The sequence below is a fragment of the Planktothrix sp. PLAVEN19ND genome (assembly GCF_057220675.1).
Genome location: NZ_CM170132.1, coordinates 2382525 through 2397854 on the forward strand (window position 1 = coordinate 2382525; position 15330 = coordinate 2397854).

Consider the following 15330-nt stretch of genomic DNA (forward strand, 5'->3'; position numbering starts at 1 on the left):
TGTATCTAAAATATACATATATTAATACTTAATTGGATTGATCTGATTGACGATATTGATTACCTAATTCTATCGCTTCCTCAAACGCTAAATCATCGGCGAATGTCCCCGTTATTTCTTCCCACCAAGGAACAGATTTTTTAACATTAATAGATAATATTTTTTTGACTTGATTCATTTCTTGTTCTAAAGAAATAACCTTTTCTTCTAAATTGTCTTTGACCAATATGGGGTAAATTGTAATTGGTAAAAGTCTTTACTTGAAGATTTTTAAACATTATTAGTAATATTAAAATCCCCTCAAATACCTATCAATCCATGATATAGTTTCCCTGTTCAATATATTACTATCAACAAGATGGCTAAACTCAATAAATTTAAGGCTTTTTCCCTATCTACCCTACTCTATGGGATAGCAGCATTAACCTTTTTACCCATTCCCAAAGCAGAAGCCGCAACAAATTTTAACTGTCCGGGCCAATTTCCCCAAAACAGAATGCAGTTTTCTGTGAGTTATCTTGATGGCCGATTTACAACCATTACGTTAACCCCTCAAAGTGGCCCACCTCGCACCAATCAATTAAAATATGATCGACCCAACGAGCGGGGAGAATTAGTTTATCGGGGGGGTGATATGGGCGGTGCTGATATCATTGTCATCGACTTATCAAAAGGAGCCGTCCAACCTGGGACACAGGTTTCTGTCTCACTGGATGGACAGTGGGCGAGGGGAACTTGTCGGCTCTAATTCAGTTAACTTTTAAAATAGGACTGATACGGAAACCGAGTTTTTGAATGATGAACGCGGTTTCTGGGAAAAATATTCTGATTCTAAAAGAGTATATAATAAAGATAGATTTTAATTTAGATAAAATCAGGAGTAACAAATGGAAGCAATTACGATTAAAGTTGATAATGAAGTAGCGAAGCTTTACCAGGAAGCAGATAGTAATAAACAAGAAAAAGCAATTTGGGTTTGTAGCCTGATTCTGAAAGAATTATTAAAATCATCTGATTTTGATGAGATTGTTAAACAAGTAAGAGAAGAAGCTAAAGTTAATGGTTTAACTCCCGAAATTTTAGCCGAGTTATTAGAAGATTAATAAACTTAGAACTGTATTAGATACAAATATTTTTATTAGTGGTTTATTGTTATCAGCATCAAAAGCCCAACAGGTTTTTGATCAAGTTACTGAAAGCCAAATTCTCTTGATATCTGACAGCACTTTTGTCGAAATTTATCAAACTTTTATTCGTCCTAAATTTGATAAATATGTATCTTTAGAAAAAAGGTTGAATTTTATTGGGAGTTTAAGGCAAAAAGCAGAAATAGTGAATGTTACTGAAACAATTACTATTTGTCGAGATGCTAAAGACAATAAATTCTTGGAATTAGCAGTAAGTGGGAAAGCTGACTTGATTATTACAGGAGATCAAGATTTATTGGTATTAAATCCTTTTGAAAATATTGAAATTATTACTGTTAATGAGTTTTTAATAAGGTTTAATTAATGATCTTAGTAACTCTCTGATCACTTACCCTCCAATTATAACACTTATAAATCTATTTTTCCAACAAAATATTTTAATTTAATCAAATATGATTTGTCATTTTATGGTCGGTATTCCGGGTTCGGGAAAGTCAACGGTTGCTCAACAGCTTGCGGATCTCACGCAGGGTTTAATTATTTCTACGGATCGGATTCGAGAACAACTTTATGGGGATGAAATTATTCAGGGTAATTGGTTAGAAATTGAACAAAAAGTATTACAGGAAATGGAACAGGCGATCGCATCTTCTCAACCCATTATTTATGATGCGACTAATGCTTATCGACCTTGGCGACTCGATATATTAGAAAAAATTGCTCTAATTTATCCTGAAATCCCTCGATATTGGATTGCTTGGGTGTTAGAAACTCCCATAGAAACTTGCAAACTGCGGAATCAAAATCGCCAACGTCAAGTTCCTGAATCTGTGATTGAACAAATGGGAAAAGCGATCGCAGATTTTCCTCCCACTACCTCAGAAGGATTTATCAAAGTTTATAGTTTAAAACCAGACTATTTTGACTTAAAAACTTTGATTGATTTTTAACCATCAAAACTCCTTAAAATCTCGTTTCATACTCAAACCGAACTTCACTTTCATTCCTAAAATTTGTAACTCCCCGCAACAGTATATTATCATTGAGGCGATAATTAATATTAAATTGAAACGGTTGATCAGCGGCTAAAACCCGACTCAAGGAAACATAAGCATTATCAGTCACATCTAAACCCACTTCAATTCCAACTCCTAAAGCGGAAGCTGTGCCCTTAGAACCGCGTTCAGCTACCCGCGAGGGATAAATCCTAAATTCCGTTAATCCCGTGGCGTTAATCACATTCTGTTGGAGTTTACCAAATAATCCGGTACTGGCAATATTTGCTAATACTAATGTACTATCATCTTGGATGCCTTGAATTACACTTCCACCTAATAAAGCAACCAATTCATTTTGAGAACGGGACGGAGAACTTTGTAACTTAATAATATCATTAATTTCCGAAGCTGGGCCGCGAACAATTGCGGTAATTCGGATCGTCCTAACGGTTCCAAATCGAGAAGGACTTAAGGCTTCCGTTTGTTCCGCCGGAAACGCTGAAGGGGGAGAAACAAACCTTAAAGTTTCAGGAACACGGGTGACTAAACGGACATCTAAAATTGGATCTAATCCCTCTGAAGGGACAAATATTGCCCGTTGGGGATAACCTCGATCTAACCTTAATTGACTGGTATAAAGATTCACTTGCCCCCCGGTTAATTCAATCGTTCCTTGAGGACGAATATCATCAAGACTGGCTAAACTTCCATTTAATTCAATCGTTCCTTGGGCATTAAAATTAATTAAAGGTGCATTTAAAATCGGGGGAGTCATGACTTGAATATTGTCACCTAAAGTCAGTTTTAATCCGTTCAAACTGACATCCACAGAAGGTTGAGTTGTATTCGTAGTATCTGTGGGTAATTTAGCGGTTTCTTGCGAAGGTAAGGTCACTTTTCCCTGACTTAATATGACTTCTCCTCCTAATTTTGGTTTCAATAATGTTCCTGTAAGAAGAATAGCACCATCAGCATTTCCTTTATAGAGTTCGGGTAAATTAAGTGTTAGTTTTTCCAGGTCTAATTGTAGAGGAGTTTGCAGATCTGGGTCATTTTCATCTAAGGGACGAGACACGGGTAAAACACCACTTAACCGGATATGTCCGGTTCCTTTATCTCCTTGTAAATCTCCTTGAATATCTTTTACTTGAATGCGATCGCCGATAAATATAGCTGTTCCACTTAATCCGACAATTGATTGTTCTAAACTGCGAGCAATTAAAACGGCATCTTGGATTTTAAATAATCCTTCTGGTTTCAGATCGAGTTTAATTCCTCCAGTTTCTGGTTGTTGTAAACTACCACTAATTCTTAATTGAACTAATCCTTTTCCTTCCTGCCAATTTAATTCAGGATTGAGCAAATTGATCACCGCTAATCCTTGATCTTTAATATCAACTCGAACATCCACTACATCACTTTCTGGGGAAACTGTTGCAAAGGGTAATTGAAAAGGTAAAGTCCCTCTAAAATTAATCGGATCGGTTTCGGTAACTAACAAACTCCCGCCAAATCTTAGTCGAGAATTATTATAACTAAAACTGCTTTGCGCTTCTTGAATTGGTTCATCATTAACCGTTGCTTCTAATAAGGTTAATTCCCCCGATGATTGGGGATTCTCTAAAGTTCCAGCAATACTCGCCCGCACATTCAATTGTCCGGTTAAATCCACATTCGGCAAATCAACAATTTTTTCAATTTCTTCTAAGCGGATATTTTTGCCCCGAAACTGACCTGATGTTTGTTGATTAGCTAAATTCAACTGTCCGCGAAAATCATATAATGCCGATCCAGCACGCAATTGTATGGGTTCAACTCGCACTACATTATCTGCAAAATTAGCTTCTAATAAAAACTGATCGGCGGTATATCTGCCATAATTCCAATCTTGACCTTTGATGGTTGCTGTTGCATTAATTCCCCCTGGAATTGAACCTTGAAATGCCATTTCCCCGGTAAATTTTCCATCTAAATCCTGTAAAGGAGGTAAGGGCTCCGCCGCGATTTCTGCCAGGGATTCTTGTAGGATTCGTCTAATTTCTTCTAGGCGTTGTAACTGTTCAAATAACGTAGCAGTAGGGGGTAAACCGACGGGAACAGGCTTTACATCGGCGGCTATTCCATAGTTTGGAGGAGTTAATCCCCTGCCAAAATCTGCTAAATTAAAGATTTTTAGGGCGGTTAAAATATCCTGTAAACTTCCTTGAGTGATTTTAATTGTACCTTCAAATTGATTTGGCACGGGGGATGAATTTGGGGTTTGAGGTGTAGAAAGACTCGCTAAAATATCAGAAAGATTGGCTTGACCTTGAATAAAAATCTGAGTTATTCCTTTGCTCAGTTCAGCATCGGTTAACTTAGCAATCCCATTTTGATAACTAAAATTTCCTAAGAATAAATCGGTTTCAATATGACCTAAAATTAGTTTCTGAACTGCAATATTTCCGACTACCCCTATTTTATTAATATCAAAACTAGCTAAATTAGAGACGGTTAATTTTCCCGATGCCATGCCTTTTAATTGTCCAATATCTAGTTCAGCTAAGGGAGATAAACTTAAAGTTTGTAGAGGAAAGTCGTCTAAATTAATCTCTAAATTATTCCCTTGGGAATTTCCGACCAATAGACTATCATTCCGTTTTACTAAAAACGAAGTAGGCAAATATTGATCATCTAAAGCTAATTCTATTTTATCCCGTTCTCCCGCCAAGGCAATATTAACCTTTTGATTTGGAATAATATTCACAGTTCCTGCTAGAATAGATTCAAAGGTGACATCTCGAACTGCAAAGTTATTTAATCTTAAATTTCCGTTTAGGTTTAAAGCAGAAGGAGTTCCAGTTAACTTACCATTAAAATCAACAATTCCAGCCACTAAAGGACTATCTCCGTTTCTAATTTCCAAGGGTAAAGCAGTTAAGAAACTTTGAACTAATGGAGATTGTAAATCAAAATTATCAGCCCGAACATTTAGGTTTAAATTAGATAATTGGGGCATACCATTTCCTTGAAATTCAACTCCAATTAAGCCATCGGTTGAAAATCCCTGGGTTTCAGCTTTTTTAATATTAATTTCCCGACCATTCCAACTGGCAATGGCTTCAAAAGGTTGTTTAATAATCGGTAATTCTGTTAGTCTTAATTGACCTAATGCCTGTATAGTGTTAGGATTAAAGGAGGCAACATTTCCTTGTCCGGTGATTTCAGTGTTTAATAATCCTCGCAATAAAGGCATATTTTCAGCTTGCTGTAATAGTCCATTTTGACGTAAACTATTTGGCATTTGAGATTCGACTAATTGGGAGAAACGACCTAAAGCAATTTGATCTCCTTTAAGGGTTGTTTTCCATTGTCCTTGGCGGGTTTCTCCGGTTGCTAAAATGACTCCTCCATCTCTACCTAAATTGACTTGACTATCGAGGAAAGCGATCAGGTTATTTGGGGAAAAATTAGTGAGATTTCCCTTGAATTTTGCTAACCCTTGTAGAAATCCGCCTGGGAAATTTAAGGCGTTAATTTCAGCTACTAAACTAGGTTGTAAATTGGCCAAGGGTAATCCTAAATTAATCAGGGGTTGTAGAGGAATTTGAGCGGTGATTACTTGACCTGTTAATTGATTATTGGCTAATTGTCCTTCCGCGTTAATAATTCCACCAAAATTCCCTAAATTAACCTGTGCTAATCCCGTAGCAATCAGAGTATTAAGATTAAAATTAGTTAAATTTCCGGTAACATTTCCTTCTCCGGTTAAACGACTATTACGAAAGTCTAAGGTCTGAATTTGATTCTGAAGGTTTGCAGGTAAATTAGCCAGGGGTAAACCCAAATTAATCCAAGGATTTAACTGGAGTTCTTTGGCATTAAATTGTCCTTTAAATTGCCCCTGATTTAGTTGATTATTGGCGGTAATTATTCCCCCTAATTTACCTAAATTAATGACTGTTTTCGCATTTCCTATAAAGTTGTTAGGGCTAAAATTATCGATTTTACCCGATAGAGATCCATCAATTTGTAAAGTTCCTTGACTGATATCTAAACTCTGAATTTGGGAGGTGAGATCATCGGTTAAGTTGGCAAAAGGTAATCCAATATTAATTAACCGAGGTAGGGCTAAATTGTTGCTAGAAAAATCCGTTTGTAGGAGTCCGTTTTGGAGTTGGGCGATCGCCTTAATTGTGCTATTCTGAAAGTTAAGTTGAATTTGACTATCTGCTTTTAAGCTATTGAGGGAAAAATTTTGCAAATTTGCTGATAACTTAGCGGCTAAATCTAACTGACCATCGGTTAAATCAATGGATTGAATTTGTTGTTTAGTCTCATCAGGAATTGCAGCAAATAATAGCCCCAAATCAACTAACGGAGTCAGGGAAAGTTGATTGGCTATGACTTCAGCATTCCAAATGTTATTATTAGTTTGTTGAGCAATAATATTAAGATTACCTTCAGCAATTTTAATCTGTGCTTTCGCCGTATTTCCTGAAAATTGAGCTTCCCCTAAAATTGGATAAATAGCTGAAGGTAAGGAGAATTGAGTCTGGGCTTTTAAGTTATCTAAATTCCCAGAAATTTGACCATTTGCAGATAGGTTTCCCATCTGAAAACTGGTGATAAATCCATAGGATTTAGCGATCGCGTCCACAGGAATATCATTAATATTAAAATCTAATTTAACAATCGGATTAAGTTCGGTTTTAGGTTGTGAAATCTGGGGATTTGGGGGTAATTTCGGCAAAGTTTTTTGGTCAACCGTAGGCTGAGGTTTTATTGGGGGTGCTAATAACCCCGTCAGTCCTGCTAATTTAATTTCTCCTTTTCCTGCGACTGACCCCCCAAGGGAAGGTTTAATTAATAGGTTTTGAATTTCAATAATTGGATCAGCTGAAATCTTGAAATTTGGATCAAGTTTAGTTAAGATATTAAAATCCGTTTGAATTGTATCAAAATAAACGCGATCTAATAAGGTTTTTTGGGTTGTGGCGATAGTCCCGGAAATTTGAGGGGCGTTTAAATTTCCCTTTAAGTTAAGATTAGCTTTCAATTCTCCCGTTACCGGAAAGGGAAGGGTAACAGGTTTTCCCTGAATAGTTTCTCCGGTTTTTAGTAGGGTAGAAACTTGAACTGGTTGTAAATTTGCTAATAAATTAACTTGAGTTTTAGCCAAGTCTAAGTTAGAATTAGTTAAAACCGATCCAGTTAACCCCAGTGCTAAATCTCCCATGGTGGTATTCAACTGATCAATGATCAATTGAGTTCCCGAAAAGCGCAATTTAGCTTGACTCAAATTAACGGGTTGAGGAAGACTATCAACAGCAACTTTAACTTGATCTAAATTCAGCGTTCCCCGGATATTTAAGGGTTGATAGTTATTTAATTTAACGTTTAAATTTGTATTGAGTTTTCCCTGTTTGATCGAAATCCCAGGAGTATCTATAAACCAAGCTAAATGGCTTAAATCCAAATGATTGGCTTGAATTTGAGCATTAATTTTCCCTGTTTCTAATAAAGCATCACCTTTGATGGCAAAAGTACCTGTTTCTGCAAATTTACCCCTTAAATCCGCTTGAATCCGCTGCTGATCTTCGGTTAAATTAGCTTTGATTTGATCCACCGCAATGACAATCGGCTTTTCTTTGGCTTTCAAAAGCGCGTAGGGCGTTAAACTAATTTGAGCATTTTCAATTCCAATCGTTCTAAAAACCAATGTAACCGGAGGATTTGGATCTAACTTAAGTTGAGTATCAATCCAGTTTCCTGATGAATTTTGTTCAATATAAATATTAGGATTAACTATGGTAATATCAAGTTGAACCTTGGGTTTAAACAAGGATAAAACAGAGAAATGAACCTCTACCGCCGTCGCTTCCCCCCTATCAGTATCCGTGGCTGTGGCGGGGATGGACGAATGACCAAAACGAATACTATTCAGGGTAAATCGTTCAAGGGGGCCAACATCAACGGGCCGTTGTAGTATCCCCTCTAAGACATTACTAATTATGGGGGCTAACCGATATCTAATCAACCAACTAGCGGTTGTTCCCACGGTTAACAGCGTAATTCCGCATCCTACACCCCCCCAAATCAGGATGCGCTTTAACCGTCGTCGGGGACGTACTATCGATTCAGAATTGGGATTCGGTGAATTAGGCATCTCAAATCTGGCTCTAAGTGAATCAACACAATATTATAGAAGTAATTCAGACTTAGAGAACCTGCTCCAAAACCCACAAGACTCCCACCTTAGAGATAATACTTGACAGGTCTGGCAGTGACCATTCTATTGATTTGCAGGGTATTATGGAGGGGTTAGAACAGGTAATGTAGCGATTGGGAGTCAACTTATGCAAGCTATCCTTTTAAGCCGCGAAGAAGTTGCTCAACGTGCAGAGCAACTGTACGAAAGCAGAATCCGCCAAGAAGTGGAAGTTGAAGAAAATATTGGCAAGATGGTCATCATAGACATTGAGACAGGTGACTATAGGATTGATGCAAATGGCTTACGCGCTGCTGACTTCTTGAGCGAGAAGCACCCCCATGCTCGACTCTTTGGGATTAAAATTGGGTACAACGTTGCTGCCGCTTTTGGTGGGGGTGTTATGGAGCGTGTAGTCAAGTGATTTCAGGGATTGTGGCTGATGGACACCCGATTATTACCATCCCATTTCGGATTCCTAATCGCGCTGACTTCCCCATTGAATTCGTGATAGACACAGGATTTACCGATGAGCTTTGTTTACCACCTGAAGCAGTGGCACTACTGAATCTCCCCTTCAGATACGATATCCGTGTGAATTTGGCAGACAACAGCCGAGTGATGTTGCCTCTTCATAGAGCAATTATTGTCTGGAACGGAGAGGAGCGAGAAGCTCGTGTACTTGCGACAGGGCGACGACCTCTAGTTGGAACTGCTTTATTGGATAGCCATGAGCTTGTGATCCAATTTACGGAAGGTGGGTTGATAACGATTGATGAGTTGTAGTCCTCAGCATCGGCACAAACGCAGGCTAACAAGTCGATGAAGCGGACGGGCGAGACATTTGGATTGTGATGCAAAGGTTATCTGCCACCGCTTATCTTGGTCGTTATGCCAATACCTCTAAGTCCGTTAAGGTTATCTGTTTCTAGCTAAGATTAGGCAAGCAAAGATGGTCGGCTTCGTTGTTGAGTCCCCAAAGGTAATCAGCGATCGCAAAGCTTAAGTAATATATAGGTGATCGGGGCATAAACCCACATTCCGCAGATATTTAAGCCAATTGAATTTCCAATTAAATTGGAATAAATAAAAGCCCAAATGACTGTCATGTAATAATTGGGGCTATTTTTAATGTAGAATAATAATTGGAATAGCTCAAAAAAGAAAAAGGGGAAAATAGTTGTAAATAAATCTAAGTTATGAGTCAAGATGAGAACTCTTGGCTGGAACGAACTTGGTTATAAAATACAAATTTGTTAAAAAAGAGGATTCTATTTCTATGAAAAAATAACAATTATTTTGGTTTAGTTAAATAACGGTAAATTAGCTATACAATCTGATAATAAAGCCTCGGAAATTGAACGAAAAACTGTAAAGGTTTTCAATTTTTTAGAATTAGTGGAAAATTTAGCCCCCATCTGCCGAATGTGGGTTTCAACATCAAAATCACCGAATTTTTCTACTAAATGGGGTGGATTTACCTTTGGCAAATCTTGATGCAGTTCTTGGTCACTATTGGAGAATATACCGAAAGTTTCTGCCTATTATTTTCTATGAGGCAAATATACCGAAAATTTCGGCTTTTTGTCCCCTAGTGGTTGATAAGACAGAAAGTTTCAGTATAATAAATAGTTAGACTGCAAACTCTTGAACAGTTGAAGATAACTTTTGTGCTGAGTTAAGCTCGAAGAATTTGAAGTTATGGATTTGGAAACACAGAGATTAGTGGTGAGGCAGTTTTACGAAGAGAACCATGTGCACTTATTTGAAACAATCTGGTATGGGAGATGTGAGGGGTTCGCTCCACCATTTGAAAGGATTGCAAGCGTTACTTTAGGAGAGCTAAGTCCTTTGCAAGTAGAAATCGAGAGAATCAACCAAAATGTTCCTCAATCTGTTTCCGATGCTTTCGCTCGCCACCTCTGGTATTCTCAATGGAATTTTGCCCATCTGTTTCTTATAAAAGTTCCCATTGATGAGCAAAACTTCTTTTTTCTATTTCACCAAGGAGTCAGTGAGGATGCTTGGGATAACGACACTAGCTTGGTTGAGGTTTTTACTGAACAAGGTGAGTTTGTTGGTGCAACACATTTTAGCGATGACAAACCTGTGAAGTGGATCGAGAGACAATTTACTCACCAAGACTGTAGAGACGGCAAAAGAGGCGACCCTCCTCCTCCTTGGTCTGGAGATGATCCTAATGCTGTGTACTATAACGAACCTTTGTGGACTGAAGAGATGCTGATACGATAGGGTGCGAAGGTTGAGGAGAAAGAGACTGTTATTCGCTACGTTTGGCGTTAGTGAATTAACTCGGAAAAACCTTATGTTATTTGATTTCCAGTTTGATTGTGTTGTCCGATTAGCAATGATATTGATAGGATAGAAGGGGATAAGTCAAGTTAAGAAAACCCAGGGATTTTAATGACAATATAATCTGGCTATCAAGACTAAAGATTGGTAGATTCCTAGAGTATGGAGACTCAAAATTATGTTAAACCAAAAACGCTTTTGGGGATTATTTCTAACGATTGTCCTAGTGATGATCGGGTTCAAAAGTTTTGCCCAAACACCGCCCCCGGACTATTTCCCTTTACCTGTGGGGGGAGTGTGGGAATATCAAGCAAAAACAGCCGATGGGAAGCAGTCTAAACTAACAATTAAAGTTGAAGGATTAGAAACGCAATCCGATGGAACAACCCTTTATAAAACCGAAAATAATTTAGGATTTGCACCCTTTTATATTTGGTATAGCAAACCCAGTGGATTAGTCAAAGAACATCGACAACTATATACTTTTGGAGGAAATAACACAGAATATCGCTTAGAACCTGCCAAAACTATCCTTAAAAATCCCCCTACGTCTGGGGATAGTTGGACTTGGGAGGGTAAAGAAATTGCGGTGATGACCACAGAAGTTAAAGAAAATTATCGGGTTGTCGGAATAGAAGATATTGAAGTTCCCGCCGGGAAATTTTCAACGTTTAAACTAGAAATTGAGGGAACCAAAGCCGGAAAACCCTTTAAAAAAGTGGCTTGGTATGGTAACTTTATCGGGCCGATTAAATGGCAAATTTTTGATGATCAAGGCACTTTAAAAACGACAACGGAATTAGAAAAATATACCTTTCCTCCTAATTAAATTAAGAGGCGATCGCTCCTTCAAAACCCATTGATAATTTTCTAGTTTTTCAAGGGAATAGTTAAAGGAGAATAGGGAAGACTAGGCTCTATTCCATCGTTAGGTGCGGAGTTGATCGGGGCGGTTTCTTCTGAAAGAATAGGAGATTGTACTTCTACCGGAGGGGTTGGTTCTGTGTAGTAATTAGGAGCAGATTCTTCAGAAACATAACCTCCTCCTGCGGCGGATGGAACCTCTGGCGGTAGAGTTTCAGCCCCAGATTGAGAGTAATTAGGGTCAGTTGGAATATCGGGTTGAACCGTTGGATCACCATAATAACTATTAACAGGAGTAGAAACCGAGTAATCTGTGGTAGGAGGTTCCGATTTCACCTCGGAAGGAGAGAGTAAATATTCATCTATTTTAGATTCATCCGTTGACGGACTTTGTTCCTGGGTTTCAGCCACAACACCAGAATTATTATATTGATCAACGGGCGATTCTTCTGCGGTTTTTGCTTCTAAATCCGCAGATTTTGGTATTGGGTAATCTCCATTTTCTAAGGGTTCTTCAACCGAACGTTGAGGGGCTACTTCACTTGGAGCTTGAGTTTGAATGGAGGGATTTTCAAACATCGGTTCCGTGGAATCTAAATTGGCAAAAGGATGATTGATCTGAATCTTGGTTTTCTGACTAACAATATATCCATAACGACGGGTCAAATCAAAACCAACCCAACCAAAAAATAAAGAGGTAACTAAAAATAAAATCGGAACTAAAAAACCCAAAGAAGGGGTATATTCTACGGGTTCCCATTGGGAAATTGAGACAGGAACAGGCGGAATTTTAGGTTGGGGATGGGGCGGGGTAACGGTTACAAATACGGGGGTTTCCACAACAGGTTTCACCGCCACAGGTTCAGGTTCAGGGGGGATAATAACCGGATTAGGTTGAATTAAAGTATTAGGAGATTGAATTACCGTAGTAGTTGCTTCAATCGGTAAAAAAGCGATCCACTGATCGACATTTTGAGGCCGTCGTGCAGGTTCAATTTCTAATCCCCAATAGATCAACCTTTCCACCACAACACTCAGGGTGGGTTGAATTCTCCTTAAACTCGGTTTAGTCGCGTTGAGTAACTCCTGTGTGGCTTCATTGACTCGTAGAGGGGCTTCTAAGGGCGGTTCACCCGTTAATAAATAATAGAGTGTAGCCGACAAACTATAAATATCCGTTGCCGGAGTTAATTGTTGATGGGGAAGATAATGTTCTAGGGGTGCGTAACCCACGGATAAAACCCGGTTACGGATGGGAAACTCCGGGTGATACTGGATGAAGCCATTAGTTAAACCAAAATCAACTAAGGTGAGGGTATTTCCATGACATCGGATATTTTTGGGTTGGAGATTACAGTGGAGTAAACCCTGTTGATGGAGTTTTCGCAACGCCGCAGAAATCTGACTAATATAGTTTATGGCTTGACCCACCGATAGCCTGGGACTCGATTGTAGGGTTTCTTCTAGGGTTTTCCCAGGAATATAACTCATTACCAGATAGGGTAAACCCTGTTCTTCAAATAGGTCTAGGACACGCACAATATTCGGATGGTGACAGTGACTTAAACCCTGAGCAAAGGTGATAAATTGTCGCCTAATTTTGGGAAAATCAACGGAGGTCATGAATTTCGGATGGAGGGTTTTAATCACCACCGTTTGATTTGTCAGGGGGTGAGTCCCTTGGTAAGTTACACCAAACTCCCCGCGACCAAGAACCGCATCAATTCGATATTTGCCGTTCTGGAGAACCATTTCCTGCGTTAGATTCATTGCTTAATCACCAACTCCCCACCGTTTATTATCCGCCCATACCAGAACGAAACCATCGTTTTAGCACAGTCTACCTTCAGTTCTGGGATTGTAGCGCCTCTATGGGATGATCGCCAACTCTCCCCAGGGGTTAGACTAGAACTCCTCCACCATCCATTCCGAAGATCTCCCTCCTAAATCGAGGGGAATACTCACGGCTTTTCCTAAACGGGGTTTTTCTCGGGTATTTAGAATATAATGTCTTACCTGTTCCGTACTTCCCCAACTATTCAAATAGTTAGCGATCGCATTCAAATGGGCGATATAATCGGCTTCATTCAGGGGAAAGGATAATTGTTCCAAATATTTCCACATAATTTGCAGAAATATTTTCCCCCTTGTCCGGCGCAGTTGAATATCGTAGGACACTCCCCATTTATTTAATAACAATTGACGGATATCTTCACCAGTCATAGTTGCGATTAACTCCCTAAATACAGATCCATTAACCGCCAATTCCTAACCCGGTGGCTAAGGCGGGGGTGAGGGGAAACAGGGTTAAAATCATCAACAAGAAAACCAATAATCCCAAGGCGGCACGGGTATCATTGGGTTCAGTTAATTCATTTGAACTCGGTCTTTCTAAATTTCGTTGTAAAATTAAAATTACTAAGGCCCAATAAAGAGCTAACGGATTAGATAAAGAAGCGATCGCTAAAACAATAAAGGTAGCAATAGTTGAACGTCCGGCAATTTTCCGGCCATAAATCGCCTGCATCATTCGTCCCCCATCTAACTGTCCGGCTGGCATTAAATTCAAAGCCGTAATCACTAACCCAAACCAACCGATTAAGGTTAGCAGATGCACGTCAACGCTGGCTTGGTGCAGTTGGGAACCTAAAATTAATCGGGATAAAGTTCCGACTAAGACCGATCCCTGAAAAAATTCCGTTGGCACTTGAAAAGCACTGCCTGGATGGGATAAAAACAACCCCGTAATTAATAGGAATAACGATAATGCTCCGGCGGCCGCCGGGCCAGCAAAAGCCACATCAAATAACACCGTCCGGTTAGGTAATACGGATTCAAAGCGATTAAAGGCTCCAAAACTTCCGATTTGAACCGTAGGAATAAAAAACGGCCAACTAAACTTAATATCATAACGTTTTGCTATTACTTGATGGGCGATTTCATGGAGAAATAAAACCGCTAAAATTCCGAGGGCGATGGGGATAATTTCCGGGTAACGGGTTAAATTTTCAGAAAAATCGAATCCTAATAATAAACCCCCCGCTTCAAAAATTGTTCCTACCGTCATTAAAAATAAAATAATCGCTAAAATTTTTTGAGGAATTGAAGTGGTTAAGGGTTCATTCGTCTGGGGTAGAACAATCACAACGGGTTTGCCATCGGGATTATCTACTAAAAATAATCGTAAGCGATCGCCAATTCTTTTTTTTAAATTTGCCGATAATTGTTGATAAGCAATTTCTGGATCACTGCGAAGATTTCCTTTAAAAATCACCCCGTCTTGATAGGGAATGGTTTCCGTGGCAAAAAAGGTATCAATGCCAAAAATACCCTGAATAATTTTCAGGTCTTCTGGGGATAATGGCACCGAGCGCAGGTTCAAAACCGGATCGGAGGTTGGGGAAGGTTGAGGCTCCGGCGACCGGGGGGGTGGATTTTCTGACAGTTCGGGTTTCGGCCCAGAGACCGAATCTTGATTCGCCACTTCCCTAAGTCGTCGGCCAATCATAATATATAATCCGGTCGAAGCCACGAATAAAAATAAAAGACTCACCAAATTGAGGTAAATTCCCGCCGCCGCCAAGCAGAAAAACAGTAACCCAGGAGACATTAAGGCCACCGATTGCAACCAGGACAACAAACCCAGTTTCCCATAAGGCAAGGCTCGATAATACCCCCAACCCAGGATACCCAGGGCTACAAGGAGGACGAGAATAGTGGTGTTATCAGATGCAGTAAACATTATTGACCTTGATTTTGAGCTTGAAAGGCGATCACCTTGAGAATTCATTGTAGCCCAGTCCATTCCACCCAACTC

Annotated in this window: 14 protein-coding genes; 8 read left to right on the top strand and 6 right to left on the bottom strand. The window is 39.3% G+C overall.

Going from position 1 to position 15330, the window contains the following annotated elements; all coding sequences use genetic code 11:
• Window positions 1-28 precede the first annotated feature (28 nt).
• Window positions 29-226, bottom strand: coding sequence for a hypothetical protein (locus AC2D3N_RS10240; protein ID WP_484693538.1), 198 nt, complete (start codon window positions 224-226; stop codon window positions 29-31).
• Between the two features lie 132 nt (window positions 227-358).
• On the opposite strand from AC2D3N_RS10240, the gene AC2D3N_RS10245 reads away from it, so the two are divergent.
• The 4 genes from AC2D3N_RS10245 to AC2D3N_RS10260 all read left to right on the top strand — a co-directional run bounded on the left by AC2D3N_RS10245 (window position 359) and on the right by AC2D3N_RS10260 (window position 2098).
• Window positions 359-748 carry a hypothetical protein gene (locus AC2D3N_RS10245; RefSeq protein ID WP_079678939.1) on the top strand — a complete coding sequence of 130 codons (390 nt, stop codon included), beginning with the start codon at window positions 359-361 and terminating at the stop codon, window positions 746-748.
• A gap of 139 nt (window positions 749-887) precedes the next feature.
• Window positions 888-1103, top strand: a complete 216-nt coding sequence (locus AC2D3N_RS10250) for a hypothetical protein (protein ID WP_079678937.1) — start codon at window positions 888-890, stop codon at window positions 1101-1103.
• Window positions 1099-1512, top strand: a complete 414-nt coding sequence (locus AC2D3N_RS10255) for a putative toxin-antitoxin system toxin component, PIN family (protein WP_079678935.1) — start codon at window positions 1099-1101, stop codon at window positions 1510-1512. Before AC2D3N_RS10250 ends, AC2D3N_RS10255 begins: the two co-directional genes overlap by 5 nt.
• A gap of 88 nt (window positions 1513-1600) precedes the next feature.
• A complete protein-coding gene (locus AC2D3N_RS10260; protein WP_484693539.1) occupies window positions 1601-2098 on the top strand; it encodes an AAA family ATPase in 498 nt (165 codons plus the stop codon).
• 13 nt (window positions 2099-2111) lie between these two features.
• Here the strand turns inward: AC2D3N_RS10260 and AC2D3N_RS10265 are convergent, their stop codons facing one another.
• A complete protein-coding gene (locus AC2D3N_RS10265; RefSeq protein WP_484693540.1) occupies window positions 2112-8294 on the bottom strand; it encodes a translocation/assembly module TamB domain-containing protein in 6183 nt (2060 codons plus the stop codon).
• Window positions 8295-8484: 190 nt separating this feature from the next.
• On the opposite strand from AC2D3N_RS10265, the gene AC2D3N_RS10270 reads away from it, so the two are divergent.
• A complete protein-coding gene (locus AC2D3N_RS10270) occupies window positions 8485-8760 on the top strand; it encodes a hypothetical protein (protein ID WP_026796558.1) in 276 nt (91 codons plus the stop codon).
• Window positions 8757-9122: a clan AA aspartic protease gene (locus AC2D3N_RS10275; RefSeq protein ID WP_079678929.1), complete on the top strand. Its 366-nt coding sequence runs from the start codon at window positions 8757-8759 to the stop codon at window positions 9120-9122. Before AC2D3N_RS10270 ends, AC2D3N_RS10275 begins: the two co-directional genes overlap by 4 nt.
• Before the next feature lie 518 nt (window positions 9123-9640).
• Here the strand turns inward: AC2D3N_RS10275 and AC2D3N_RS10280 are convergent.
• On the bottom strand, window positions 9641-9826 hold the full coding sequence (locus tag AC2D3N_RS10280) for a hypothetical protein (RefSeq protein ID WP_484693541.1): 186 nt from the start codon (window positions 9824-9826) through the stop codon (window positions 9641-9643).
• Between the two features lie 211 nt (window positions 9827-10037).
• Between AC2D3N_RS10280 and AC2D3N_RS10285 the strand changes: the two genes are divergently transcribed.
• Window positions 10038-10589 (top strand): hypothetical protein, encoded by a 552-nt coding sequence (locus AC2D3N_RS10285; protein ID WP_234996672.1) that lies wholly within the window; start codon window positions 10038-10040, stop codon window positions 10587-10589.
• Window positions 10590-10827: 238 nt separating this feature from the next.
• Window positions 10828-11478: a TapB family protein gene (locus AC2D3N_RS10290; RefSeq protein WP_484693542.1), complete on the top strand. Its 651-nt coding sequence runs from the start codon at window positions 10828-10830 to the stop codon at window positions 11476-11478.
• Between the two features lie 41 nt (window positions 11479-11519).
• Here AC2D3N_RS10290 and AC2D3N_RS10295 read toward each other — a convergent pair whose 3' ends face one another.
• From AC2D3N_RS10295 to AC2D3N_RS10305, 3 genes are all read right to left on the bottom strand, one after another.
• A complete protein-coding gene (locus AC2D3N_RS10295) occupies window positions 11520-13283 on the bottom strand; it encodes a serine/threonine protein kinase (RefSeq protein ID WP_484693543.1) in 1764 nt (587 codons plus the stop codon).
• A gap of 135 nt (window positions 13284-13418) precedes the next feature.
• Window positions 13419-13736 carry a DUF3067 family protein gene (locus AC2D3N_RS10300; RefSeq protein WP_079678921.1) on the bottom strand — a complete coding sequence of 106 codons (318 nt, stop codon included), beginning with the start codon at window positions 13734-13736 and terminating at the stop codon, window positions 13419-13421.
• A gap of 31 nt (window positions 13737-13767) precedes the next feature.
• Entirely contained in the window at window positions 13768-15255 is a 1488-nt protein-coding gene (locus AC2D3N_RS10305) for a site-2 protease family protein (protein ID WP_484693544.1), read from the bottom strand.
• Between the last annotated feature and the right edge of the window lie 75 nt (window positions 15256-15330).

Coding starts and splice junctions, on each gene's coding strand:
- AC2D3N_RS10270 (WP_026796558.1), top strand. CDS start 8,485: ATGCAAGCTATCCTTTTAAGCCGCGAAGAAGTTGCTCAACGTGCAGAG.
- AC2D3N_RS10260 (WP_484693539.1), top strand. CDS start 1,601: ATGATTTGTCATTTTATGGTCGGTATTCCGGGTTCGGGAAAGTCAACG.
- AC2D3N_RS10300 (WP_079678921.1), bottom strand. CDS start 13,736: ATGACTGGTGAAGATATCCGTCAATTGTTATTAAATAAATGGGGAGTG.
- AC2D3N_RS10250 (WP_079678937.1), top strand. CDS start 888: ATGGAAGCAATTACGATTAAAGTTGATAATGAAGTAGCGAAGCTTTAC.
- AC2D3N_RS10295 (WP_484693543.1), bottom strand. CDS start 13,283: ATGAATCTAACGCAGGAAATGGTTCTCCAGAACGGCAAATATCGAATT.
- AC2D3N_RS10305 (WP_484693544.1), bottom strand. CDS start 15,255: ATGTTTACTGCATCTGATAACACCACTATTCTCGTCCTCCTTGTAGCC.
- AC2D3N_RS10285 (WP_234996672.1), top strand. CDS start 10,038: ATGGATTTGGAAACACAGAGATTAGTGGTGAGGCAGTTTTACGAAGAG.
- AC2D3N_RS10290 (WP_484693542.1), top strand. CDS start 10,828: ATGTTAAACCAAAAACGCTTTTGGGGATTATTTCTAACGATTGTCCTA.
- AC2D3N_RS10265 (WP_484693540.1), bottom strand. CDS start 8,294: ATGCCTAATTCACCGAATCCCAATTCTGAATCGATAGTACGTCCCCGA.
- AC2D3N_RS10245 (WP_079678939.1), top strand. CDS start 359: ATGGCTAAACTCAATAAATTTAAGGCTTTTTCCCTATCTACCCTACTC.